Origin of the sequence: Paraburkholderia sp. BR13439 (assembly GCF_040948805.1) — a bacterium.
In the GTDB taxonomy this organism is placed as follows: Bacteria; Pseudomonadota; Gammaproteobacteria; order Burkholderiales; family Burkholderiaceae; genus Paraburkholderia; species Paraburkholderia youngii.
In genome coordinates this window covers 391,999-416,767 of sequence record NZ_JBFPKN010000004.1, presented here as the reverse complement: position 1 = coordinate 416,767, position 24,769 = coordinate 391,999, and the positions used below count along the sequence as shown (strand labels likewise).

The following is a 24,769-nucleotide window of genomic DNA, read 5'->3' as shown; positions in this document are numbered from 1 at the left end:
ACCGCACTCCTTGTTCTGCCCCAAAGGACCTAACGCTCAATGAACGAGCACGGCATGGGGTTTATTCCGGCGGAGCGGCTGATTTCGCGGCAGATCTCGTGCGATCGCCATGGTCGCGTTCGTCCAGACAAAAGCGATTGGTACGCAACGAATACGGGGTGTGACTATTCCATACGTGCGGCCAAAAACTTGTATCGAACCGTCATTGCGTGAAATTCAACCGTCGATTCAGCACTGAGAAAACGCGCGGCACGCTGATTGCGACATTTCCTGTAGCGCAGGCGACAACTGTCTGCGTCTATCTTCCAGTCCAATCAAGGAGGGGCGGATCATGAGCAAGGCAACCATAACAGTAGTCGCGGCCGTCGCCGCACTCTCGCTGTCGGGAGGCGCTTTTGCGCAGATGGCCGGAGGTCAGAGCGGCAGCGGTTCGACCGGAAACGCAGGCAGCACCGCCAGTCCGTCGAATCAGATGAACGGCACAACGTCAGGCGGCTACGGCATGCCAGGCAACACCAACTCGGACAGCGGCATGGGCGCCAAGGCGCCGAACTCGGGCCTGCCGAGCAACGACACCGGCTCGACGACCGCCACCCCCGCGCCCAAGACCAACAACACGCTGGCGACCCCGAGCGTGGTATCGCCAGCCGCTACCGGCCATTAACAGCTGGCAAAAATGACCGTCGGCTGCGAACCAGTGCGGCACAAACGCTCCGTTCGCAGCGGCGTAGGTGTAATTGCGACCGGCGCCCAGTTTGTCGAATAGCAGATGCATGGCCGTCACACGCGGCCAACCGCCTGGCTATCGATGCGTCACGGACAGACTCAAAGCCACGTGCCCCCTTGCCGGTCGCTCGGCTCCTGCGCGAGCGCATCGAAGTCGTGAATCCAGTCGAGGTGATGCAGCATGCTATCGCGCGCCCCAAGCCGCGCGTTGCGTTCCTGCGCGGCGGGGCCGTCCGGCAGATGCAGGACGTCCGCGGTGCTGATCGACGCGTATTGCACCTTGCGCGTGCGCCCCCGGCGCAGACGCTCGTAGCCCTCCTGCGCTTCCCGCCAGTTGCCTGGGCCCGCCTTGGCCAGTTGTGCGGCCAGCACCACGGCATCTTCGATCGATTGATTGGCGCCCTGGCCGTGATGCGGCACGAGCGCATGCGCGGCATCGCCGATCAGCGTCACGCGACCCTTGCTCCAGCGGCCGAGCGGCGGACGGTGAAACAGGCCCCAGCGCTGACTGATCGGCACCGCCGTGATCATCTGCACGACGGCCGGATGCCAGTCCTTGAAGAGGCGCAGTTGTTCGCCTTCGGTCGATGGCATGACCCAGTCGCGCGACGGCCACGGCGACGGATGACGCTCGACCAGCAGGAAGTTCTGATCGCCGTTGTCGCCGATCGGATAGTGCAGCAGATGGCCGCCGGGCCCGACCCAGAACTGGATCGTCTCCGGATCGGGCAACAGGTCCATGCGCTCGGCCGGTACGATGCCACGAAAGCCCGAGCAACCGGAATACAGGACGTCGTCGTAGCCGAGCATCCAGCGTCGCGTGATCGAGCGTGCGCCGTCGGCACCGATCACGAGATCGGCATCGATACGCCGACCGTTGTCGAACGCGAGGCTCACACGATCGGGATGCTGCACGAGATCGACCAGCCGATGACTGAGCTCGATGTGCTCGAGACCGACCGCCTTCGACAGCACCGCCTGCAGATCGGCGCGATGGACGCCCCAGTACGCGCCACCGAACTGCTCGCGATAGCTGGGCATGCCGCGATGATGGCCAATCACGCTGCCGCTGCGGCCGTCACGATAGATGAGCCCCGGTACTTCGGCGCACACGTCGTCGAACGCGGAGCGTAGTCCCATACGCTCGTAAAAGCGCGTCGCGTTGGCCGACAGCGCGACGGCCGCGCCCACTTCGCGCAACTCGTCGGTCTGCTCGTAGAGTTGCGCATCGATGCCATGCTCGCGTAGTGCGAGCGCCAGCGTAAGGCCGCCGATGCCGGCGCCGACGATCGCGATGCTCAGGTCCATCCGGGTCATGATTGTGTCTCCGATATGCGGGTTTATCGTGTCGGTATTTTCAGCACTAGACCGTCATTGCTCAATAAGATGAAATGAATCTCCTTCATCACCGAAATGAATGATCTTTAAGTCATGCCGAAGCCATGGAACTGAGCGATCTCGACCTCAACCTGCTGCTGCTATTCCAGCGGCTGATGCAGGAGCGGCGCGTGGCGAGCGTCGCCGAGCAAATGAACATGAGCCAGCCGGGCGTCAGCAATGCGCTCGCGAAGCTGCGCCGCCTGCTGGGTGATCCGCTGTTCGTGCGCGCGCCGGGCGGTGTGGTGCCTACCCCGTTCGCGCTGCGTCTCGCGGAACCGGTCTCGCAGGCGCTCGCCACCTTGCACGCCGCGCTCAATCCGGTGACGGGATTCGATCCGCTGCGCGCAATGCGAACGATGACGATCGGTATGACCGACATCGGTGAAGTCGTGTTTTTGCCGGCATTGCTGGAACGATTGTCGCGCGTCGCGCCAGGCGTCGCGATGAATACGGTCCGCAATACGAGCGTCAATCTGAGCAAGGAGATGGCCGACGGCCGCGTCGATCTGGCGATCGGACTGTTGCCGCAGTTGAAGGGCGGTTTCTATCAGCGGCGTCTGTTCGATCAGCGCTACGTCTGTCTGTTCAGACGCGGCCACCCACTCGAAGAGGCGCCGCTCACGCTTTCCGCGTGGCGCGAAGCCGAGCATCTGGTGGTGGTGTCGGCCGGCACCGGCCACGGTCAGGTGGACGAGTGGCTGAAACGGCGCGGCGTGCGGCGTCAGGTGCGACTGACGGTGCCGCACTTCATGAGCGTGGGCTACATCCTGCAACGTACCGACCTGATCGCCACGGTGCCAGAGCGTCTCGCACTGGAGTTGGCCACGCCGTTCTCGCTCAGCCTGCGTGCGCTGCCGATGACGCTGCCCGCCGCGCCGATCCATTTGTTGTGGCACGAACGGGTCCATCACGACGAAGGCAATCGCTGGCTGCGCGAGGTCGTGATCGACCTGTTCGCGGATACGGCGACGAGTGGCAGGCGAGCGCGGGACGTGAGGAAGAAATAGGGCTTTTTTTGTAAACGTCGATCCTCCGAAGCTTCACGTCTACTCGAACACTCCGGTTCGCACCTCGCCATTGCGCGTGTAGCGCGTGATCAGCACGCCGCCGGGCGTGCTCGTCGCCTGTTCCAGCGTGAAGGCCGACGCTTGTGCGTCGTTGCCGAACAGACGTTTGCCGTGCCCGAGTATGACGGGGTAAATCAGAAGCCGGAGCTCATCCACGAGGCCCGCGGCCAGCAGTTGGCGCACCATGTCGCCGCTGCCGAACGTCAATAGATCGGCACCGTCCTGAAGTTGCAGCGTGCGTATCGCGTCGGCAAGGTCGCCGTTCAGCGGGTGGCTGTTGTGCCAATCGAGCGTATCGGATCGATGCGTGGCCACGTGCTTGCGGACCTGATTGAACTGGTCGGCCATGCCGCGGCTGCGTGAATCGGCCGGGACATGGGGCCAATAAGACGCGAATATGTCATACGTGCAACGCCCGAGCAGCAACTCGAACGGCTGAGCGAGCAGCTCGTGCACACTCACGCCGATCGCTTCGTCGGCGTAAGGGACGATCCAGCCGCCCAGGCGAAAGTTGCCACTGGCATCCTCCTCGGGCCCGCCGGGGGATTGAGTGACGCCATCCAGGCTGACGAACATGGAAACGATGTGCTTGCGCATGATGGGCTCCTGGTCGATGAAGCTGATCGGTTTATCTTTACGACGAACGACTCGCACGCGGATCGACAATCGGCGTGCGGACTGCGTGAAGCCGCGCAAGCGGGCATCGCGCGATCGGCGCAGAATAATTGGACCCACGGGTGCCTGCGCCGCAGGTGTGAAGGTGCGCACCACTCGCCAGCGTATGGTCGGAAGATCGCCCGACACAGTGATGCGCACATAGCAGCCGGCGTAACGTCCGGTCGCCCGTGGCCTTTCGCGCAATGGCCGATGAGTGTTCGCGGCCCGAATTCGCGTAGACGTTCGACGCATGGCTAGATGCGAGGCAACCGCTCCTCCCTGACATTACAATTGCATTTGCGTATAATTTCGCGAAGCCTTCATGCGGTATCACTGAAAAGCAAATAAGCGATACCGCGATAAAAAAGCACTGCTGTGGCCTGCCCACATAGTGCACAAAGACAACATCACCCGAAAAATGTCCGTGCCTTCAGCCACAACCGGATCGCGCGATTCCGCGCGGTTTTTCACCCAACCGAAAGTGCTCGTCATCGTGGCGACGCTATGCTGCCTGCTTTGGGGCAGTTCATACCCGGCAATTAAAATTGGCTACGCGTTACTCGGAATCACACAAAACGATATTCCTTCGAAGCTGATCTTCGCGGGCTACCGGTTCGTGCTCGCGGGACTGTTGTTGTTGATTCTTGCTGCCTTTTCAAACAAGCCTGTTTTCGAATTGAATCGACGCAATAGCGGACAGCTGATGCTATTGGGTTTCACGCAAACGGCCATTCAATATGTTTTCTTCTATATCGGTCTCGCCTACACGACCGGCGTTCGCGGTTCGATCCTGAACTCGACGACGACCTTCTTCAGCGTGCTGCTTGCCCATTTCATCTACAAGAACGATAAGGTCTCGCCACGCAAAGCGCTTGGATGTCTGCTGGGATTCGTCGGCGTGATGGTCGTCAATTTCGGCGACGGTCTGTTTGAATTTGCATTCACCTTGCTCGGCGAAGGCTTTATCGTGATTGCCGCATTCGTGCTATCCGCTGCATCGATTTACGGAAAGCGCATTTCGCAGAGTATGGACGTCATGGTCATGACGGGTTATCAACTCGGGTTTGGCGGCGTCGTTCTGCTTGCGGCGGGGTACGCGACCGGTGGTTCGTTGCACGCGTTCACGCTGGGATCGATGGCTTTGCTGGCCTACCTGGCGTTGCTGTCTGCAGCGGCCTTCACGTTGTGGAGTCTTCTGCTCAAATATAACCAGGTCGGCAAAGTTACCGTTTTCAATTTCCTGGTGCCCGTGTTCGGTACCGTGCTGTCCGCGATTTGCCTGAACGAGAACATCATGGAATTGAAGAATCTCGTCGCGCTGGTGCTGGTATGCGGAGGAATCTGGCTGGTTACGCGCTCGGCGCAACGGAGCGCTGGCTATTCGAAGGCTGGTGTCGCCGTGGGCCCTCAGGGTCGCGGCTGAGTTCGCGGGGTTCCGTAGCGTCGGCTTCCCGTCAAACGCTGTCCGACGCAACCGGCAACCCCTCCGTCCGCCACCGCAGCATCCCACCGGCAAGATTCGCCACCTTGCCGAACCCCGCCTTCGTCAACAATACGCTCGCCTGCGCCGAGCGCACGCCGGACCGGCACACCGCGACCACCGGCCGCTCGCGATCCAGTTCTTCGAGCCGCGCTGTCAATTGCGACAGCGGCACCAGCTTCGCGTCCGGCAGATGACCCAAACGATCGATGAACTCCGGCGCCTCGCGTACATCGACGATCTGAAATTTCGCGCCATGCTCGAGCAGCGCCATCGGCTCGATTTCCCACACGCCGCTAAAGCGCAGCGTCAACGGTGCCCAATCCGGTGTTTCGGTCGCAACTTCGGCGCCGCCTTCCGGCTGCCCGCAACGCATGTTCGCGGGCACCGCGACCGCCATCTGCTTCGGATGCGGCAAATTCAGGTTGTTCATGTACCCGGCAAAATCACCGACGTCGACGTCGCCGCCCAGACGCGGATTGAAGCGCCGCTCCTCGGTCACGCTCGTCACCGTGATGCCGCGATAATCGTGCGCGGGATAGTGGAGGCAGCCGTCCGGCAGCGACAGGATCTGCTCGCGCACGGACGCGAACAACTGCTGCGGACTGCCCTGCTGGAAATCGGTGCGGCCGCAGCCGCGAATCAGCAGGCTGTCGCCGGTAAAGGCCATGCTCTGATCGTCGAGCACGTAGGTCAGGCAGCCATTCGTATGGCCAGGCGTCGCGCGCACGGTCAGGTGACGCGTGCCGAAGTCGATCCGATCGCCATGCGCGAGCAGCCGCGTCACGCCTTTCGCCCCCACGACCGCGGCAAGACCGATCTCGCTGCCGCAACGCAAACGCATGCGCCATGCGCCGGTTACGTGATCGGCGTGCACGTGGGTATCGAGCGTAGTAAGCAGCCAGAGGCCCAGCTCGCGCAGCAGTGCCTGATCGCGCGGCACCTGCTCGTAGACGGGGTCGATCAGCACCGCCTCGCCGCTGTCGCCGAGCAGGTACGTGTAGGTCGAAGAAACAGGATCGAACAGCTGACGAAAAATCATCTGTATCTCTCAAGAAGATCGGCGAGGCGGCCGCGAACGGCCGCCGTGCCGCATCTGTCAGCGCGGTTGCTTGGTGGTGCGCAGATACGGTTTGATGGTCTTGAAGCCAGGGAACACCTGCTGCGCCTCTTCGTTGCTGACCGCCGACGTGATGATCACGTCTTCGCCCTGCTTCCAGTTGACCGGCGTCGCGACCCTATGTTTGGCGGTCAGTTGGATCGAATCGAGCACGCGCAGGATTTCGTCGAAGTTGCGGCCGGTGCTCATCGGGTAGGTCAGCGTCAGCTTGATCTTTTTGTCGGGACCGATGATGAAAACCGAGCGCACGGTCGCGTTGGTCGCTGCGGTGCGGCCCTCGCTGGTATCGCCCGCGTCGGCCGGCAGCATGTTGTACATCTTGGCGACTGCGAGGTCGGTGTCGCCGATCATCGGGTACTTGACGGCGGCGCCCTGCGTTTCCTCGATGTCCTTGGCCCATTTTTCGTGGTCTTCGACCGGATCGACCGATAGCCCGATCAGCTTCGCGTTGCGCTTGGTGAACTCCGGCTCGATCTTCGCCATGTAGCCCAGTTCAGTCGTGCAAACCGGCGTGAAGTCTTTCGGGTGAGAAAACAGGATCGCCCATTGGTCGCCGATCCAGTCATGGAAATCGATGGTGCCCTGCGTGGTCCGCGCGGTGAAATTGGGCGCGGTGTCATTGATACGAAGTGACATATTGCCGTCCTGTGAAGTCGTGGTTAAGCGGAAGACCCGAGCGAGGCCTGTCTGCAACGGTCCAACACGAGCCCGGTTAATCTCGGGGATCGAAAATCACCAAGGCTCACAACGATAGATGAAGCTTTCGAGGCGCATACTCGCGCGGCAAGTAGCGCATCGCCGCATCGCGCAGTGAGAATTCAAATATAGCGCGTTACGCGCAAGCCCATGCTGACACCCATCGAAATCTGGCCGGCTGGCCACTCCGGAATGGCTGACAGGAATGACGTTCATCGGTAAATCATGGACATTCGATGCGTCGGCGTGTGTGCGATAGCGCACAGATTTACCGGGCCCTGCTTTGAACAGACCGTGCCGTCGTCCAATGGGCGGCGCTAATGCGTGGTGCCCAGCGCGGCCGTCTCGCCGTCGAGCCGCTTGCGCAACCAGGCGCCGAATGCATCGTGCACTTCGTTATGCCGCAGCGCGAAGTCGACGGTCGCCTGCAGATAACCGAGCTTGGTCCCGCAGTCGTAGCGTTTGCCGATGAATTCATACGCGAGCACCTGCTCTTCCTCGAGCATCGAATGAATGGCGGGTGTCAGTTGAATCTCGCCGTGAGGGCCGGGCCGCTGCGCGCGCAAGTGGTCGAATACCGCTGGCATCAACACATAGCGCCCCGCGACGCCGAAGCACGAAGGCGCTTTTTCCGGCGCGGGCTTTTCGACGATGCTCGACACGTTGATCACACGCTCGTCCCAATGACGTCCGCCGACCACGCCATGCGCGCAAGCGCCGTCCGCTTCGAATTCCTCGACCCCGATTACCGACGAATCGTAATGGCTGAAGATGTGCACCATCTGCTCGAGAACGGGCGGCTGACCCTCGAGCAGATCGTCGGCGAGAACGACCGCGAACGGCTCGTCGCCGATCAGTTTTTGCGCGCACAACACCGCATGCCCGAGTCCGAGCGGCTCGGCTTGCCGAACATAGATGCAGCTGACGTTGGGCGGTTTGATGCTTTGCACGAGTTCGGCGAGGTTTTGCAGCCCGCGCGCCCGCAGCACGTGTTCGACTTCGTAGGATTTGTCGAAATGATCTTCGATCACGCGCTTTCCGCGGCCCGTGATGAAGATCAGCTCGGTGATACCCGCGGCAACCGCTTCTTCGACCGCGTATTGAATCAGCGGTTTGTCGATGACCGGCAGCATCTCCTTCGGACTCGCCTTCGTGGCCGGCAGAAATCGCGTGTCGATTCCCGCGACCGGAAACACCGCCTTGTGAACTGCGAGCATGATGAACTCCTCGTCCGGCTGGTAGACGGAGCAGCACGGCTGTAGAGCATGGCCGGATGCCGCCGGCTGGGCGTCCCGCTTCGGCTGGCCAGTGCTGCGCGTCGGAGCGTGCGGTACTGATGAAGCGCTTGCAACAAACGTGGCTTCCGTCCGCTCGCAAACATCTGCTGAATGCTCGCCATGATGGCACGGTTTGCCGGCGGATGTGGATATTCGCCCTTGCGGCGCGTCAGTCAGCAGCGCCGGGCGACTCGGGAGAACCCGGGTCGTCAAGGGGACAGGCTCGGGCTAAGCGGCTTTTAAGCTTGCAGGGCGTAACTTCATACCCACGCTGAATGCCGGGCGCCCCGTCGATCGCTGCCTGGCCGCGATCCATCTCAGCGTGCCCGTGAGCGCTCGACATTCCGCACAAGCGCGTTTCGATACTCACGCACGCCTGACTCCCTGTTCACATGCGGACGTCGCACGTCCGATCCGACTTTGATATGAAAAAGCTAGCGCGCTCGATTGACTTCATTCTGTTGACCGCCGCGTCGGTGGGCCTCGTCATGTTTGTCGTCTGGCGAGTGGCGACGGTAAAGGGTTGGCTTTAGGGGTTGGCTTTAGGGGTTGGCTTTCTCCCTCTCTGCGCTCAGACGTCTGCGATGCATGTCCCCCTTGCCTGAAAATAGGTCGCAACAATGCCGTAATAATTCATCCGCACAATTCGACGCCACCAACAACGACAAGAAAGTCTCGTGATGACTCATCTTCGCGTCTCTCTTCCGCTGCGCCTCACTATTCTCGCAAGCGTGGCGGCACTAGCCGCGTGCGGTGGCAGCAATGACTCTTCTACGCCGACGTCCTCGAATACTTCAACGACAACGGCGACGGCCTCGATCCCGGCTCCGCCTGCCGACCCCGGTTTTGTCGACAACGCCGCAATCCCCGACGTGCCCGCGTTCGTCGACACGATTGCGACCAACCAGCGCGGCGACGCTCGATATGCGACGCTCGCCACGAATGCGGGCGTGCGTGTCGTCTCGCGATTCCTCGATATCTGGCAACCGTTGACCGAGATCGTCGATGCGGGCGTATCCGCCCCCGCCAATGGTTCGTTTCCGGCTGTCGTGCAGTCCACGTGGACCGGACTACCCAATGACGGTACGCCGGGTGGGGCGGTCGTGAATAGCGCCGTCCATGCCGCAAATATTCAATTCGTGGTCACCGAAACGACCAACCGCACCCAGGCGCAGGCCGATGCAGCCTACTACGACGACCGGCGCGGCAAAGGCTACAGCGTGACCGACGGCATGGGCCCGCTCACCAACGCGTGGCGCACGGCGGCGCAGCAGACGACGACGATCACGTCGATCCCGGCGGATGCGACGACCGTGCTGTACAACGACGCCGGCAACAACATCGGCGTCGGCAGCAGTGGCGGCAATAGCAATTTCGGCCAGGTTGTCGATCTGCTCAGCAATATGGGCAACAACGCATCGACCGAGCCGGCCAAGCGCTTCTACAAATACGCGCGGCCGTACCGCTGGAGCACGAGTGTCGTGGTAGCTCCGACTCTGGTGCCGGCCGAGAGCACCACGCCTTCGACCGATGGCGGATATATCAGCGGTCACGAGGCGGAGGCGATGCGCGACGCGATGACAATGGCCTACGTGCTGCCGGAGCGGTTCCAGGAGATGGCGAGCCGCGGCCTCGAACTTGGCGAAAACCGTATTTTTGCCGGTATGCATTCGCCGCTCGACGTCATTGCTGGTCGAATGTTTGCACTCGCGGCGACTGCTGCGAATCTCTCCGATCCCAGCAACGCCACCTTGAAGAGCGCCGCATTTAGCCAGGCGCACGCAGCCCTGATGCAGTCGACCAACACCAATTCGACGAACTTCGCCGCTTTCGCCCACTCCGGCACGGCAGCGACGGACCGCTTCGCCGACTATGCGACGAACAAAGCAGACTTCACCCGCCGTATGACGTTCGGCTTTGCTCCGATCGAATCGACCGATGCGCCTCCCGTCGTGCCGAAGGGTGCGGAAGTATTGCTGGAGACGCGCTTTCCGTATCTGAGCGCAGCCCAGCGCCGCGTAGTGCTCAAGACGACCGAGCTTCCTTCCGGCTATCCGGTCATGGATGACGCGGAAGGATGGGGCCGCCTCAACATGTTTGCGGCCGGCGACGGATATGGTGCGTTCAATGGCAGCGTCATCGTTTCGATGGATGCGTCCCAAGGCGGATTCAACGCGTCGGATCTGTGGCGCAACGACATTTCCGGCGCGGGGATGTTGACGCTGCAGGGTAGCGGTACGTTGAAGCTCGGTGGCAACAACACCTGGTCGGGCGGTTCCCTGGTAAGCGGCGGTGTGCTCGAGGCGGATTCTCCGAATGCGTTCGGCACGGGCGACGTGTATGTGGGTGCGGGCGGCGTCACCATCGCGGCGACTTCGCCCGTGTCCATCGTCGGCAAGTACACGCAGCTCGCTGGCACGACGCTCGAACTCGACATCGACGGTAATGGCGCTGGCCAATTGCACGTTGGTAATCAACTCACCATCGCAGGCGGCACGCTGCACGTGAAGTTCGTGAACGGCTTTGCGCCCAAGGTCGGCGACACCATCGATCTGATCGATGGCAATGGGGCGAACAAGCAGTTCACGACGATCACGGTCGACGGCCACAAGGCGACACCCGTCTATTCGGCGAACGGGGTGTCGGTGCACATCGATTCGTAATCCGGCGGATGCGTGAGCTACGGACCGCGCTCGGCCCTCGTAAAGCGAGGGCCGCTCTCGTCAAGTCAGCGCGCGCAGAACGGAGTTCGCACCCCTCGCCAGCATTAGTCCGTCTCGATCCCCAACGCGGTAATCAATCGTTCGCGCCGCGATAGCGCCTGCAAAGACCGCTTCCCCAGATGCGTCGCGACCAGATTGAGCAGGCCTTCGCAAAAGATCAGATACGCGCCCATGCTATTGCTGAAGAAACTGCTGTCATGCGGAATCAGGAACGCGTGGCGCGCGGGCGGCACCAGTGGAGACGCGAGCGTATCCGTGATCGCGATGACCGTCATACCCGCCTCGGCCGCTGCCTTCGCAGCTTCAGCGACGCTGCGCGTGTAAGGCGAAACGCTCGTGACGACCACCACATCGCCCGGTTGCAACTGCGCGAGTCCTTCAGCCACGCCGAGCCCTTGCGCATCTAGCAGTGCGACGTCGGTGCGGATCATCCCGAGCCCATAGCAAAGAAAGCTGGCGAGCGCGCTGAACTGCCGCAAGCCGTGCACGCGCACGCGCGGCGCCCCCGCCAATAGCGCGGCCGCGCCACGCAGATCGTCAGCCGATAGCCGCGCGAGAAACGTCTCCACATTGACGATGGATTCGTGCGCGAGTTGCACGACGACCTCGACCTCGGGCGAGGTTCCGCTATTGACGGGCGTGTGCGCACGCTGCTTTTTCCCTGCAACGAGCCGCTCCGCCTGATTCGTATAGAAATGCCGGTGACGCTCCGCCAGCGAATCGCGAAACACGCTCTGAAAATCCGCGAACCCTGTATAGCCGAGCTTCGTGCTGAGCCGCGTCAGCGTCGACGCATTGACGTCGAGTGCCGTCGCCAGATCGGTGATGGTCCGCACGGCCACTTCCTCCGGCCGTTCGAGCAGCCACGCCAGCACGGCGTGCGCCTTACCGCCGAGCGACAGGCCCGCCTCGTCGCGACCGATGCGCACCACCAGTTCGCGCAGCGCATCGACGCTGCGCGGCGCGCCAGCGACGGCTTCAGGCGCGCTCGCCTCGTCCTTGTTCGCCGGCTTGCGGCGCTTCGTGCGTAGGTTTGTGTCCATTGATCAATCGATATCGCGGCGGCGTCCCTGGTTGTTCATAAACGTCCCATTCTATGTGAGACGCCCTGATCACGATATCAGCGGTTGCGAGCGTGTTTTCGTCGTCGGGATCGGCGGGGTCGGTGCGGTAGATCGGCAGCGATTCGTCGTGCGTGTCGGCGAGGATCGCGAGCGGCTCAGGCGCATGCCCCGCTTCGCTTGCGTCCCGCAACATCCGGTCGCCGCGCGCCTGCCGACTACGCGATGAATCTGTCACGAGTTGGGCGAAGCCCCGCATCGGCGGATGAATCGCGTGATTCGCATGCAATGACGGCTGCGTGATCTCCTGCACGGAACAACCGTGCGCGCTGTACTCGACGCTCAGCAACGGCGCGCTCGCCCGATGCGCAAGCGTCAGATGGAAGCCGCCCGCGCGGGGGTTGTCGCGCACCACGGCAACGGCCGCATCGAGGTCGCGCGCGTCCAGCAGGGCGCGCGTGAGCACCATGCGCGGCACGCCCGCCTCGGTCTGGCGCACCCGCAGGTTGTTCACGGTGACGGCAAGACCCGCGTCCGTCACGGCGAACGTATGGCCCGGCAGCGAGCCCGGATACACGAACGCCGCAAAGCCCGGACTGCCGTCGATCCGACACGCGGCAATCGCGCAATGCCCCGCGAAGCCGGGGTCGCCGTCTTCGTTGTGACTGATGCGCTTGCCATCAACCGATGGCAATTGCACCGTCGTGCAACCGTCGGGCGACGCAGCCCACAGGTCGCCGCGGCAGTTCCACAGGAACACATCGTCGAAGGGCAGTCCGAGGCCGTTGGCAAGCCCCTGCAATTCCGCCCAGATTCGCGGAAAGCGCTGCCGCGTATGTGCGGAAAGCGCGGCCGCGAGCGGCGTGCCATGCCATTGCATGACGTCGCGCCAGGCGGCCGATTGCACCAGGTGGCGATGCACGGCCAACGCGCCGAAACGGCCTAGCGCGTCGCCCGCGTCGAACGGCGACCCGGAGATTTCGATGAATCCAATTGCAGACATGAGTTCGAGATCATTCGACGTGTTGAAGGAAATCGCGCAGGCGCTGATTCGGCGGATTGTCGAGCAACTGCGCGGGCGGCCCGTCGACCGTGATGTGGCCGTCCTCCATGAAGATAAGACGTGTGCCGACCTTGCGCGCGAACGTCATTTCGTGCGTCACGACGACCATCGTCATGCCCTCTTCGGCCAGCGACTGCATCACCCGCAGCACTTCCTGCCGCAGTTCGGGATCGAGCGCCGAAGTCGGCTCGTCGAACAGCATCAGCTTCGGTTTGACAGCCAGCGCACGCGCAATCGCGACGCGTTGCTGCTGACCGCCCGACAACTCGCTTGCATAGTGCCCGACGCGGCCCGCCAGGCCGACTTTCGTCAGCAGCTCGTGCGCGAGCGTTTCAGCGTCGGACTTGCTCATGCCGCGCACCTGACGCGGACCGAACGCGACGTTTTCGAGCGCCGTCAGTTGCGGGAACAGGTTGAACTGCTGAAACACCATGCCCGCTTCGCGGCGAATCTCGCGCACTTTCTTCGAGCCGCCGTGCACGCTGATGCCATCGACGATCAGATCGCCGCCGTCGATATGCTCCAGCGCATTGATACAACGCAGCAGCGTCGATTTGCCCGAACCCGACGGCCCGATCAGCACCACGACTTCGCCCGCGCGAATGTTCAGATCGACGCCGTCCAGCACGGTGGTCTGCCCGAAGCGCTTCGTGACCTGCTTGAACTGCACCATATCGAGCGCGCTCATAGTATCCGCATCCTCTTTTCCATCGTGCGCAGACAGAACGTCAGCACACCGATCATGCACAGATAGATTGCGGCCACGGCCGTCCAGATTTCAACGGCCCGAAAATTCGCCGCCATGATTTCCTGACCCTGACGCGTGAGTTCACCGACGCCGATCACGATGAACAGCGACGTATCCTTCAGGCTCACGATGAACTGGTTGCCAAGCGCAGGCGTCATGCGGCGAATCGCAACGGGCCCGACGACGAACCCGAGCACGCGCCACATCGGCATGCCCAGCGCGAGTCCCGCTTCCTTCAATCCGCGCGGCACCGACAAAAACGAGCCGCGCACGATCTCGGCGATATACGCGCCCGAATTGACGATGATCGACACGATCGCGGCCGTCAACGCATCGACGCGCACGTTAAGCAGCACGGGCAGAGCGAAGTAGATGAACATCACCTGCACGACGATCGGCGTGCCGCGCACGAACTCGACGTACGCGAACGCGATCTTCTGCATGAAGGCGTTCCCGTACGCCCGCATCAAGCCGAACAGAAAGCCGACCGCCAGGCCTCCCGCAAGGCCCGCGATGGTGATGAGCACCGTCAGCTTCGCGCCCTGCAAGAGTGCCGGTAACGCATCGACGACGACTGACAGATCGAACTGCATGACTTGCCTCCCGCAGCCGTTGCGTTATCAGGACTTCGTCGGCTCGGCGCCGAACCACTTCTTGTAGATCGCCGCGTAGCGACCGTCAGCCTTGATCTTCGCGAGCGCCGCATTGACTTTCGGCACGAGCGGGCTGCCCTTCGGAAAGCCGATGCCGTATTGCTGCGCCATCATCTGCGAACCGACCGCCTTCACATGGCCCTTGCCGGCCGTGTTGATGTAGTAGAGAACGTTCGGCGTGTCGTGCATCGCTGCATCGACGCGTCCTGTCTGCAACTCCAGATACGCGTTGTCGATGTTCGGGAACTGGCGCAGATCGGTACCCGCGAAGTGCGTCTTCGCGTAATCCGCCGCCGACGTCCCCGTCTTGATCGCGAGCGACTTGCCCTTCAGGTCGTCCGGGCCCTTGATCGCGCTGGTGGCCGGCACCATCAGCGTGAAGCCGCTGTCGTAGTAGCCATCGGAGAAGTCGATCACTTTCTTGCGCTCGTCCTTGATCGTGATGCCCGCGAGCGCGACGTCGACGTTATGGGTTTGCAGCGCCGGCAGGATGCCGCTGAAATCCATCGGCTGCAGCTTGTAGTCGAGCTTCAGGTCCTTCGCAATGGCTTCCCACAGGTCGATATCGAAGCCGACGTATTTGTCGCCCTGCTTGAATTCGAACGGCACGAACGCCGTGTCGCAGGCGACCAGCAAGGTCTCGGCCCGCGCGGCATGACCGAGGACGGAAACGGCGACGAGTGCAGCCGCGGCGAGCTTTGCTACGAGTTTCATGACGACCTCTTCGAGGTGGGGTTGAGGAACGACAGCAAACCGATTTGCGATGAGTATCTTCCCGCAAATTTATTTGCACAATAGTTTGACGCGCAAATTTGCTTGCGAACCGGGTATACCCCGATGGGAGATGTCGGACGGAAGGCGCTGGGTGCCGAAGCGTGTCTTTGCGCCGAAGTGCTTTGCCCGGCGCAATACGGCATGCCGGATGCTGCGAATCCCTTGGGGCGGGACGGCTTTCGCGCGCGGTGTGTGTCGCTATTGAAAGTCGATTGCAAGGGAAAATCTTCACTCGCGACGGAATAACGGTCGATCGATCGCGTTAGCCCTTGTGTTGCAGATGGCAGCCTGACGGTCGGAGCGTGATTCGGTGTCCGACCGGCTTGCTCCCGCGCTACTGGAATGAATGCCACCGAATCTGGAGTGATCTTGAGTCACAACATGGTTCAACCCGGATGGGTACGGATTACGCACTGGATCAATGCTGTCGCGGTCGTGCTGATGGTCATGAGCGGCTGGCAGATTTACGATGCGTCGCCAATCTTTCCAGCCATTCAGTTTCCACCTTCGATCACACTTGGCGGTTGGCTCGCCGGAGCGCTGCTATGGCATTTCGCCGTGATGTGGCTGCTGGTCGCCAATTTCCTGGTCTATCTCGCGCTGAATCTGGCGTCCGGACGCTTGCGACGCAAACTGCTGCCCATCAGGCCGAAACAGCTGGCCGCCGATCTGGCCGCCGCACTGCGCGGGCGCCTGAAACACGACGACCTCGCGCACTACAACTCGGTGCAGAAGCTCGCCTATCTCGTCGTGATCGCCGACATCGTGCTGATCGTGTTGTCGGGGCTCGTCATATGGAAGTCGGTGCAGTTCCCGCTGCTGCGCACGCTGATGGGCGGATATGACAATGCGCGCGTCGTGCACTTCGTATGCATGAGCGTACTGGTGGCGTTTTTCATCGTTCACGTCACGATGGCCGCGCTCGTGCCGCGCTCGTTACTGTTGATGATACGGGGACGGTAAATCGTGACGATCCGCAAACGCACCGCGCCACCAGGCACTTTTCTCGCGACGCATGCCGAATCGATCATCCGTGACGCACAGCGCGAACTCAGATCGCCCGCGCGCCGCCTGTTCGGCCGGCAGCTGCTGACCCTGGGCGGCATCGCGATGCTCTCCGGTTGCGATCTGACCAACGACAAGGCGGTGGACACCGCGCTGCGCCGCATCTCGCTCTTCAACGACCGCGTGCAGGCGCTGCTGTTCGATCCGGACAAGCTGGCGCCCACGTATCCGGAATCGTTGATCACGCGGCCGTTTCCGTTCAACGCGTTCTATGAGATCGACGACGTACCCGAGATCGATGCCGCGACCTACCGTCTGCAGGTCACCGGCCTCGCGCACGGCAAGCGCACCTGGTCGCTCGACGAACTGCATGCGCTGCCGCAGGAAAGCCAGATCACGCGCCTTGTCTGCGTCGAAGGATGGAGCGCGATCGGCCGCTGGGGCGGCGTGCGCTTTTCCGAATTCCTGCGTCGTGCGGGTGCGGACACGACTGCAAAGTACGTGTCGCTGCATTGCGCGGACTACAACTACTGGACCAGCATCGACATGCCGACGGCGCTCCACCCGCAGACGCTCCTCACGCTGACTTACGACGGTGACGTGCTGCCGCCGAAGTATGGCTTCCCGATGAAGCTGCGCGTGCCGACCAAGCTCGGCTTCAAGAATCCCAAACATCTCGTCGCTATCGAAATCACCAACCAGTATCCGGGCGGCTATTGGGAGAACCAGGGCTACAACTGGTTCAGCGGCTCGTGAAGCAATGATGTCTTTCCCCCGTCCTTCAACCATCCAGTTGGGAGGTTCTATGACACTCCGCATCAAACTTGGCGCAGCCTTTATGGCTGCCGCGCTCGCGAGCGCTGCTTTCGCGCAGGCGCCGGCGACGACGCCCACGCGCATCCGTGGCGAAATCGTGTCGCAAAACGGTGAGACGCTCAAGGTCCATCGCCGCAGCGGCGATACCGTGTCGGTCGATGTAAAGCCGGATGTGCGTGTCTCGGCTGTGAAAACGATGCAGCTATCGGATATCAAGCCGGGTACGTTTATTGGCACGGCTGCAACCACGGGCACCGACGGCAAGCTGACGGCAACGGAAGTGGTGGTGTTCCCCGAGTCCGCGCGCGGCACGGGCGAAGGGCATTACCCGTGGGACCTGGGCCCGAAAAGCTCGATGACCAACGCGAACGTCGACTCCGTCGTGCAGAGCACTAACGGACGCGACCTGAAGCTGTCGTACAAGGGCGGCAGCAATGTGGTGACGGTGCCGCCAAACGTGCCCGTCGTCACGTTCACGCCGGCGGAGCACAGCGATCTTACGGCCGGCAAGAAGGTGTTCATTGTCGCAACGCCTGCGTCGCAGGGAAGTTACGTTGCGCAACGCGTCGTGGTCGAAAAGGACGGCGTGGTACCGCCGATGTGACCGCTGACCTTCGCCTCGGCGAGCGCCACGCACGGCGTCATGTGTCGACGCCGTGCATGCCGACGCATGGTCACGATTGATTTCCCTGGATGGGGTGCATTCATCTCGCTGCCCGCCGACCGCGCAGCCGCACGAGCATCGTCTGCGGATTCATGCGGGCAAAATTCCTCCATGCCGGCACTCCCGAAAATTACTTGACATCTAAACTATCAAAACCTAAATTAATCTCAACGCGGAGTTCATTTTGGGGAACCAGCATGCGCATAGTCTGTATCGGGGGCGGCCCGGCCGGTTTGTACTTCGGTCTGTTGATGAAGAAGCGCAACCCCGGCTATGAAGTCACGGTGATCGAGCGCAACCGCCCCTACGACACCTTCGGCTGGGGCGTCGTGTTCTCCGACCAGACGCTCGGCAATCTGCGCGCCGCCGACGCCCCGAGCGCCGAGGCGATCCTCGACGCGTTCAACCACTGGGACGACATCGAGATCCACTTCCGCGGCCGCAGCGTGCGTTCGTCGGGCCACGGCTTTTGCGGCATCGGTCGCAAACGCCTGCTGAATATCCTGCAGGCGCGCTGCGAAGAACTCGGCGTGAAGCTCGTGTTCGAAACCCAGGTCGTGGACGACAGCGCATACGACGCGGACCTGATCATCGCGAGCGACGGCCTGAACAGCGCCGTGCGCCAGAAATACGCGCACACCTATCAGCCGGACATCGACGTGCGCGACTGCCGCTTCGTGTGGCTCGGCACGAAGAAGCTGTTCGACGCGTTCACGTTCGCGTTCGAGGAAACCGAATTCGGCTGGTTTCAGGCGCACGCCTACCGCTTCGACGATCAAACCTCGACGTTCATCGTCGAAACCCCGGAACGCGTATGGCGCGCCGCCGGTCTCGACGAAATGAGCAAGGAAGACAGCATCGCGTTCTGCGAGAAGCTGTTCGCGAAGTACCTCGACGGCAATGCGCTGATGTCGAACGCGGCACATCTGCGCGGCTCGTCGCAATGGATCCGTTTTCCGCGCGTCGTCAACAAGGAATGGGTGCATTGGCGCCGCAATGCGAACGGCACACGAACGCCAATCGTGCTGATGGGAGACGCCGCACACACCGCGCACTTCTCGATCGGCTCGGGCACCAAGCTCGCGCTAGAAGACGCGATCGAACTCGCGAACAGCATCAGCGCGCATCCGGGTTCACATCCCGACGATCTGGCCGCAGCGTTGAAGCACTACACCGAAGTACGCAGCGTCGACGTGCTGCGCATCCAGAACGCCGCGCGCAATTCGACCGAATGGTTCGAGCACGTCGATCGCTATACGTCGTTCGAGCCGGAACAGTTCGCCTATTCGCTGCTCACGCGCTCGCAGCGCATCTCGCACGAGAACTTGCGCGAGAGAGATTCGCAATATCTGTCCGGCTTCGAAGACTGGCTCGCGAAGCGCGCGGGCGTCGAGCGCGCGGCGGACAAACATTCGATTCCGCCGATGTTCACGCCCTTCAAGGTGCGCGGCGTCACGCTGAAGAATCGCGTGATGGTGTCGCCGATGGCGCAGTACTCGGCGGTAGACGGCGTGGCAGGCGACTACCACCTGATGCATCTCGGCGCGCGCGCAATGGGCGGCGCCGCGCTCGTGATGACCGAGATGACCTGCGTGTCGCCCGAAGCGCGCATCACGCCGGGATGCCCCGGCATGTACGCGCCCGAGCATCTGGCCGCGTGGAAGCGCATCGTCGATCTGGTGCATCTGCAATCGGATGCGAAGATCGGCATCCAGCTCGGCCACTCCGGTGCGAAAGGTTCGACGCGCGTCGCGTGGGAAGGCATCGACCAGCCACTCGACGAAGGCAACTGGCCGCTCGTTTCGGCGTCGCCGCAGCAGTATCTGCGCGGCATCAGCCAGCATTCGCGGGAAGCCACGCATGAAGAGCTACGCGCAATCGAGCAGCAGTTCGTGAAGGCGACGCGCATGTCGATCGAAGCGGGTTTCGACTGGCTCGAATTGCACTGCGCGCACGGCTATTTCCTGTCGAGCTTCCTGTCGCCGCTGACGAATCACCGTACCGATGAATACGGCGGCTCGCTCGAAAACCGTCTGCGTTATCCACTGCAGGTATTCAGCGCGATCCGCGCGGTGTGGCCGCAGGACAAGCCGATTTCGGTGCGGATTTCCGCGCACGACTGGGTCGAAGGCGGCAACACGCCCGACGACGCCGTGAAGATCGCGCAAGCGTTCAAGGCCGCCGGCGCGGACATGATCGACGTGTCGTCGGGCCAGGTCAGCAAGGAAGAAAAGCCCGTGTTCGGCCGCATGTTCCAGACGCCGTTCGCCGACCGCGTGCGCAACGAAGCCGGCATCGCGACGATCGCGGTCGGCGCGATTTCCGAAGCGGACCACGTGAACAGCATCATCGCGGCGGGCCGCGCGGACCTGTGCGCGATCGCGCGTCCGCATCTCGCGAATCCGTCGTGGACGCTCAACGAAGCGGCGAAGATCGGCTATCTCGACATCGCGTGGCCGAAGCCCTACACCGCCGCGAAAATGCAGCTCGAACGCAACCTCGAACGCGAGCGCGCGCATGCCATCGCCAACGCCGGCCTGACGGCGCAACAACGCGCGCAACGCGCCGAAGGAACCGTGTGAACACGTCAGACACCTCTCTCGCCGGTCAACACGCGGTCGTCACCGGCGGCGGCAGCGGCATCGGCGCGGCCATCGCGCAGGCGCTGCTGCACGCCGGCGCGCGCGTCACGCTGATGGGCCGCAACGCACAACGCCTCGAAGCGCAGCGCGAACAATGCGCGGCACTCGGCGATGTCGCGTGCATCAGCATGGACGTCACGCAAGAAGAGTCGGTGGCGCGCGCATTCGGTGAGGCGGGCGCCGTCGATATCCTCGTCAACAACGCGGGGCAGGCGCAGGCCGCGCCGTTCACTCACACCGATCTCGCGCTCTGGCAGCGCATGCTCGACGTGAATCTGACCGGCGTGTTTCTGGGCACCCGCGCTGTACTGCCGGGCATGCTCGAGCGTGGCTATGGCCGTATCGTCAACGTCGCAAGCACCGCGGGGCAGATCGGCTATGCGTACGTCGCCGCGTATTGCGCCGCGAAGCACGGCGTGATCGGTCTCACGCGCGCGCTCGCGCTCGAAACCGCGACGCGCGGCATCACCGTCAACGCCGTGTGCCCCGGCTACACCGAAACCGAGCTGCTGCATGCATCGCTCGAACAGATCACGAGCAAGACCTCGCGCACCGAAGCCGAGGCGCGCGACACGCTGCTGCGCTCGAATCCGCAGCGCCGCTTCGTGAGTCCGGAGCAGGTCGCGAACGCGGTGTTGTGGCTGTGCCGCCCCGGCTCGGATGCGATCACGGGGCAATCCATTTCCATTTCGGGTGGGGAAGTAACGTGAGCAAATCAATGCAAGCAAAAAAGTCGGCCGATGCGAAGCCGTCGCGCAAAGGCGTCGCCCAACCCGCGGAGAACGTCGTGGACCTCGAAATGAGTACCGGTGCGGACAGCCATATGGGCCTGCGTCTGTGGTTGCGCATGCTGACCACCACCAACCTCGTGCAGGCCGAATTGCGCAAACGTCTGCGCACCGAATTCGACACCACGTTGCCGCGTTTCGATCTGATGGCGCAACTCGAACGACATCCCGAAGGCCTGAAGATGACCGAGCTGTCGCGCCGTTTGATGGTGACGGGCGGCAACGTCACCGGCATCACCGATCAGCTCGAAAAAGAGGGGCTCGTCACGCGCGATACCGACCCGAACGACCGCCGCTCGATCAGCGTGTGCCTGACGACCGCTGGCCGCAAGGCGTTCGACAAAATGGCCGTCGTGCACGAGCAATGGGTCGTCGAAATGTTCGGCGGCCTGAGCCTCGACGAAAAGATGAAGACCCATCAGGACCTCGGCAAACTCAAGCGGCATTTGCTCGACAGCCTGAAAGGCTGACTTCGCACTGGAGGAATCCATGACACGATCCAACGCCGACGCACTGTTGGCCGGCAACCGCCTGACCCTGGCAGGCTATGAGGCGAAGCACTTCGGCTGGTCGGTGACCAGCAAGGTCGCGACGATCACGCTGAACCGCCCCGAGCGCAAGAACCCTCTGACCTTCGAATCGTATGCGGAGTTGCGCGACCTGTTCCGCGACCTCGCGTACGCGACCGACGTGAAAGCCGTCGTGCTGCACGGCGCGGGCGAAAACTTCTGCTCGGGCGGCGACGTGCACGACATCATCGCGCCACTGATCGATCTGCCGATGCCCGAGCTGTTGCTGTTCACGCGCATGACCGGCGACCTCGTCAAGGCCATGCGCCATTGCCCGCAGCCGATCATCGCGGCCGTCGACGGTGTCTGCGCGGGCGCCGGCGCAATCCTCGCGATGGCTTCCGATCTGCGCCTCGGCACCGCGCGCAGCAAGCTCGCGTTCCTGTTCACGCGGGTCGGCCTCGCCGGTTGCGACATGGGCGCATGCGCGATGCTGCCGCGGATCATCGGCCAGGGACGCGCCGCCGAGCTGCTGTTCACCGGCCGCTCGGCAACCGGCGACGAAGCTCACGCATGGGGCTTTTACAACCGCCTGTGCGACCCGGCCGCGCTCATCGAAGAGGCACAGAAGCTCGCCGCCGATCTCGCGTCCGGCCCGACCTTCGCGCACGGCATGACGAAGAAGATGCTGCACCAGGAATGGAGCATGAGCATCGACGAAGCGATCGAATCCGAAGCGCAGGCGCAGGCGATCTGCATGGGCACGCGCGACTTCGAGCGCGCGTACGACGCGTTCGCGGCGAAGACACGTCCGGTGTTCGAAGGAGACTGAGTTGAGCGCCGACCATCAGAACGCGCCGATCGACTTGCATAACCCGCTCGCGTGGCCGTTTTTCGAGCCGCGTCATCGCCAACTGGCGGCCGGCATCGACGCGTGGTGCCGCGAGCATCTCAAGCATCAAGATCATGGCGACACCGACGCGACCTGCCGCCTGCTGGTGCGTGAAATCGGTGAGGCCGGCTGGCTGAAATACGGCGTCGGTGGCGTCGCTTATGGCGGCCACGGCGACACGATCGACACGCGCGCGGTGTGTCTGCTGCGCGAAACGCTCGCGCGCTATTCGGGCCTCGCCGATTTCGCACTGGCAATGCAAGGCCTCGGCTCGGGCGCGATCTCGCTCGCCGGCACGCATGAGCAGAAATCGCGCTATCTGCCGCGCGTCGCGAGCGGCACGGCGATCGCCGCATTCGCGCTGTCGGAGCCGCAAGCGGGCTCGGACGTCGCGGCGATGGCGCTGGCCGCACGCGAAGAGGGCGACCACTACGTGCTCGGCGGCGAGAAGACGTGGATATCGAACGGCGGCATCGCGGACTTCTACGTGGTGTTCGCGCGCACCGGCGAGGCACCGGGCGCGCGCGGCATCAGCGCGTTCATCGTGGATGCAGAAACGCCGGGCCTGGACATCGCCGAGCGCATCGACGTGATCGCGCCGCACCCGCTAGCGCGTCTTAGCTTCACGAACGCGCGCGTGCCGAAGAGCCAGATGCTCGGCGCGCCCGGCGAAGGCTTCAAGATCGCAATGCGCACGCTCGATATTTTCCGCACGTCGGTGGCGGCCGCATCGCTCGGCTTCGCGCGTCATGCGATGGCCGAAGGCCTCGCGCGCGCGGCGTCGCGCAAGATGTTCGGCCAGACGCTCGGCGACTTTCAGTTGACGCAGGCGAAGCTCGCGCAGATGGCGCTGACGATCGACAGCAGCGCGCTGCTCGTCTATCGGGCCGCGTGGCTGCGCGACCAGGGCGAAAGCGTCACGCGCGAAGCCGCGATGGCGAAGTGGCACGCGAGCGAAGGCGCGCAGCAGGTGATCGATGCAGCCGTACAGCTTTACGGCGGCATGGGTGTGCAAAGCGGCAGCGCGGTCGAGATGCTGTACCGCGAGATCCGCGCGCTGCGCATCTACGAAGGCGCGACCGAAGTGCAGCAGTTGATCGTCGGCCGCGATCTGTTGAAGGCGCATGCCGCCGCGAACGGTAACGCGCAATGAGTACATCGTTCGAGCGGCCCGTCCGCATCCGCTTCTCGCACTGCGATCCCGCGGGCATCGTGTACTTTCCGCAGTACCTCGTGATGACCAACGTGCTCGTCGAAGACTGGTTCAACGAGGGCCTGCGCATCGACTACGCGCACATGATCGCGCGGCGCCGCATCGGCCTGCCGATCGTCAAGCTCGACTGCGAGTTCTCGCGGCCGAGCCAGATGGGCGAAACGATCCTGCTCACGCTCGAGGTCCACACCATCGGCCGCAGTTCTATCGGCATCGAGATTCACGGGCATTGCAACGGCGAAACGCGCTTTCGTTCGAAACAGGTGCTCGTGTTCATGTCGTTCGACAGCGCCAAATCGATCGATATTCCCGGCGACATCGCGAGCGCGCTCGCGGCGTACGCTCCATCGCCCTCCCCCATCGAGGCTCAGCGCTGATGAAAAAAGCTCTCCTTCCCGCCGGCTGGGTCAAACCGCGCGGCTATGCGAACGGCGTCGCGGCGAGCGGCACACAGGTGTTCATCGCTGGCCAGATCGGATGGGACGAACAGGCGCAGTTCCATTCCGATGATTTCGCGCTGCAGTCCGAGCAGGCGCTGAAGAATCTGCTCGCCGTGCTGCGCGAAGCGGGAGGCAAGCCCGAACATCTGGTGCGCCTCACCTGGTACGTGACCGACAAGCGCGAGTACCTCGCATCGCTGAAGGACATCGGCCGCGTGTTTCGCGAGCTGATCGGCGACTACGACATCGCGATGAGCGCGGTGCAGGTCGTCGCGCTGATGGAAGACCGCGCGAAGGTCGAGATCGAAGCCACCGCGGTGATTCCGCACTGAACGTCATACAGGTACCGAACGCACAGGCAAGCCCTTCACACCG

The 24,769-nt window shown here is 62.8% G+C and carries 24 protein-coding genes; 14 read left to right on the top strand and 10 right to left on the bottom strand.

Translation table 11 applies throughout. From position 1 onward, the window contains the following. Positions 1-331: 331 nt before the first annotated feature. On the top strand, positions 332-664 hold the full coding sequence (locus AB3X96_RS11180; RefSeq protein ID WP_368589752.1) for a hypothetical protein: 333 nt from the start codon (positions 332-334) through the stop codon (positions 662-664). A 161-nt stretch (positions 665-825) separates the two neighbouring features. On the opposite strand, the gene AB3X96_RS11175 is transcribed toward AB3X96_RS11180, so the two are convergent. Further along, complete coding sequence (locus AB3X96_RS11175) at positions 826-2,043, bottom strand: FAD-dependent monooxygenase (protein WP_368589751.1); 1,218 nt, start codon at positions 2,041-2,043, stop codon at positions 826-828. A gap of 125 nt (positions 2,044-2,168) precedes the next feature. On the opposite strand from AB3X96_RS11175, the gene AB3X96_RS11170 reads away from it, so the two are divergent. Continuing rightward, a complete protein-coding gene (locus AB3X96_RS11170; RefSeq protein WP_176120990.1) occupies positions 2,169-3,113 on the top strand; it encodes a LysR family transcriptional regulator in 945 nt (314 codons plus the stop codon). Positions 3,114-3,152: 39 nt separating this feature from the next. Here AB3X96_RS11170 and AB3X96_RS11165 read toward each other — a convergent pair whose 3' ends face one another. After that, positions 3,153-3,770: a dihydrofolate reductase family protein gene (locus AB3X96_RS11165; protein WP_368589820.1), complete on the bottom strand. Its 618-nt coding sequence runs from the start codon at positions 3,768-3,770 to the stop codon at positions 3,153-3,155. Between the two features lie 478 nt (positions 3,771-4,248). Between AB3X96_RS11165 and AB3X96_RS11160 the strand changes: the two genes are divergently transcribed. After that, positions 4,249-5,253 (top strand): DMT family transporter, encoded by a 1,005-nt coding sequence (locus AB3X96_RS11160; RefSeq protein ID WP_368589819.1) that lies wholly within the window; start codon positions 4,249-4,251, stop codon positions 5,251-5,253. Between the two features lie 31 nt (positions 5,254-5,284). On the opposite strand, the gene AB3X96_RS11155 is transcribed toward AB3X96_RS11160, so the two are convergent. The 3 genes from AB3X96_RS11155 to galU all read right to left on the bottom strand — a co-directional run bounded on the left by AB3X96_RS11155 (position 5,285) and on the right by galU (position 8,343). Continuing rightward, positions 5,285-6,352: a rhodanese-like domain-containing protein gene (locus tag AB3X96_RS11155; protein ID WP_368589750.1), complete on the bottom strand. Its 1,068-nt coding sequence runs from the start codon at positions 6,350-6,352 to the stop codon at positions 5,285-5,287. A 57-nt stretch (positions 6,353-6,409) separates the two neighbouring features. Beyond that, on the bottom strand, positions 6,410-7,066 hold the full coding sequence (locus tag AB3X96_RS11150) for a peroxiredoxin (protein ID WP_176106935.1): 657 nt from the start codon (positions 7,064-7,066) through the stop codon (positions 6,410-6,412). Positions 7,067-7,443: 377 nt separating this feature from the next. After that, positions 7,444-8,343: a UTP--glucose-1-phosphate uridylyltransferase GalU gene (gene galU, locus AB3X96_RS11145; RefSeq protein ID WP_368589749.1), complete on the bottom strand. Its 900-nt coding sequence runs from the start codon at positions 8,341-8,343 to the stop codon at positions 7,444-7,446. Between the two features lie 740 nt (positions 8,344-9,083). Here galU and AB3X96_RS11140 point away from each other — a divergent pair. Beyond that, positions 9,084-11,066: a phosphatase PAP2 family protein gene (locus AB3X96_RS11140; RefSeq protein ID WP_368589748.1), complete on the top strand. Its 1,983-nt coding sequence runs from the start codon at positions 9,084-9,086 to the stop codon at positions 11,064-11,066. Between the two features lie 104 nt (positions 11,067-11,170). Here AB3X96_RS11140 and AB3X96_RS11135 read toward each other — a convergent pair whose 3' ends face one another. Genes AB3X96_RS11135 through glnH form a run of 5 tightly spaced genes read right to left on the bottom strand, consistent with a single transcriptional unit; the run spans position 11,171 to position 15,365 of the window. After that, positions 11,171-12,169, bottom strand: coding sequence for a MurR/RpiR family transcriptional regulator (locus AB3X96_RS11135; RefSeq protein ID WP_176106948.1), 999 nt, complete (start codon positions 12,167-12,169; stop codon positions 11,171-11,173). Beyond that, complete coding sequence (locus AB3X96_RS11130; protein ID WP_368589747.1) at positions 12,105-13,190, bottom strand: C45 family autoproteolytic acyltransferase/hydolase; 1,086 nt, start codon at positions 13,188-13,190, stop codon at positions 12,105-12,107. Before AB3X96_RS11130 ends, AB3X96_RS11135 begins: the two co-directional genes overlap by 65 nt. A 10-nt stretch (positions 13,191-13,200) precedes the next feature. Next, positions 13,201-13,938: a glutamine ABC transporter ATP-binding protein GlnQ gene (gene glnQ, locus AB3X96_RS11125; protein WP_368589746.1), complete on the bottom strand. Its 738-nt coding sequence runs from the start codon at positions 13,936-13,938 to the stop codon at positions 13,201-13,203. Continuing rightward, positions 13,935-14,591: a glutamine ABC transporter permease GlnP gene (glnP, locus tag AB3X96_RS11120; RefSeq protein WP_018438276.1), complete on the bottom strand. Its 657-nt coding sequence runs from the start codon at positions 14,589-14,591 to the stop codon at positions 13,935-13,937. Before glnP ends, glnQ begins: the two co-directional genes overlap by 4 nt. Positions 14,592-14,618: 27 nt before the next feature. Continuing rightward, positions 14,619-15,365 carry a glutamine ABC transporter substrate-binding protein GlnH gene (glnH, locus tag AB3X96_RS11115; protein ID WP_368589745.1) on the bottom strand — a complete coding sequence of 249 codons (747 nt, stop codon included), beginning with the start codon at positions 15,363-15,365 and terminating at the stop codon, positions 14,619-14,621. A 441-nt stretch (positions 15,366-15,806) separates the two neighbouring features. Here glnH and AB3X96_RS11110 point away from each other — a divergent pair, with 441 nt between their 5' ends. The 10 genes from AB3X96_RS11110 (at position 15,807) to AB3X96_RS11065 (ending at position 24,726) form a co-directional block, all read left to right on the top strand. Next, complete coding sequence (locus AB3X96_RS11110) at positions 15,807-16,388, top strand: cytochrome b/b6 domain-containing protein (protein ID WP_368589744.1); 582 nt, start codon at positions 15,807-15,809, stop codon at positions 16,386-16,388. A 3-nt stretch (positions 16,389-16,391) separates the two neighbouring features. Further along, on the top strand, positions 16,392-17,186 hold the full coding sequence (locus AB3X96_RS11105; RefSeq protein ID WP_368589743.1) for a molybdopterin-dependent oxidoreductase: 795 nt from the start codon (positions 16,392-16,394) through the stop codon (positions 17,184-17,186). 49 nt (positions 17,187-17,235) lie between these two features. After that, entirely contained in the window at positions 17,236-17,850 is a 615-nt protein-coding gene (locus AB3X96_RS11100; RefSeq protein ID WP_368589742.1) for a hypothetical protein, read from the top strand. A 257-nt stretch (positions 17,851-18,107) separates the two neighbouring features. Beyond that, entirely contained in the window at positions 18,108-20,492 is a 2,385-nt protein-coding gene (locus tag AB3X96_RS11095) for a bifunctional salicylyl-CoA 5-hydroxylase/oxidoreductase (protein WP_368589741.1), read from the top strand. Continuing rightward, positions 20,489-21,262: an SDR family NAD(P)-dependent oxidoreductase gene (locus AB3X96_RS11090; RefSeq protein ID WP_368589740.1), complete on the top strand. Its 774-nt coding sequence runs from the start codon at positions 20,489-20,491 to the stop codon at positions 21,260-21,262. The genes AB3X96_RS11095 and AB3X96_RS11090 overlap by 4 nt, the downstream gene beginning before the upstream one ends. Before the next feature lie 8 nt (positions 21,263-21,270). Beyond that, positions 21,271-21,810 carry a MarR family winged helix-turn-helix transcriptional regulator gene (locus AB3X96_RS11085; RefSeq protein WP_368589739.1) on the top strand — a complete coding sequence of 180 codons (540 nt, stop codon included), beginning with the start codon at positions 21,271-21,273 and terminating at the stop codon, positions 21,808-21,810. A gap of 19 nt (positions 21,811-21,829) precedes the next feature. Next, the gene (locus AB3X96_RS11080) at positions 21,830-22,681 is read left to right on the top strand and encodes an enoyl-CoA hydratase family protein (RefSeq protein ID WP_368589738.1); all 852 of its coding nucleotides are present in this window, start codon (positions 21,830-21,832) and stop codon (positions 22,679-22,681) included. A 1-nt stretch (position 22,682) separates the two neighbouring features. Beyond that, positions 22,683-23,894: an acyl-CoA dehydrogenase family protein gene (locus tag AB3X96_RS11075; RefSeq protein ID WP_368589737.1), complete on the top strand. Its 1,212-nt coding sequence runs from the start codon at positions 22,683-22,685 to the stop codon at positions 23,892-23,894. Further along, entirely contained in the window at positions 23,891-24,331 is a 441-nt protein-coding gene (locus AB3X96_RS11070) for a thioesterase family protein (RefSeq protein WP_176120955.1), read from the top strand. Before AB3X96_RS11075 ends, AB3X96_RS11070 begins: the two co-directional genes overlap by 4 nt. Then, on the top strand, positions 24,331-24,726 hold the full coding sequence (locus tag AB3X96_RS11065) for a RidA family protein (protein WP_176366474.1): 396 nt from the start codon (positions 24,331-24,333) through the stop codon (positions 24,724-24,726). Before AB3X96_RS11070 ends, AB3X96_RS11065 begins: the two co-directional genes overlap by 1 nt. Positions 24,727-24,769: the final 43 nt, after the last annotated feature.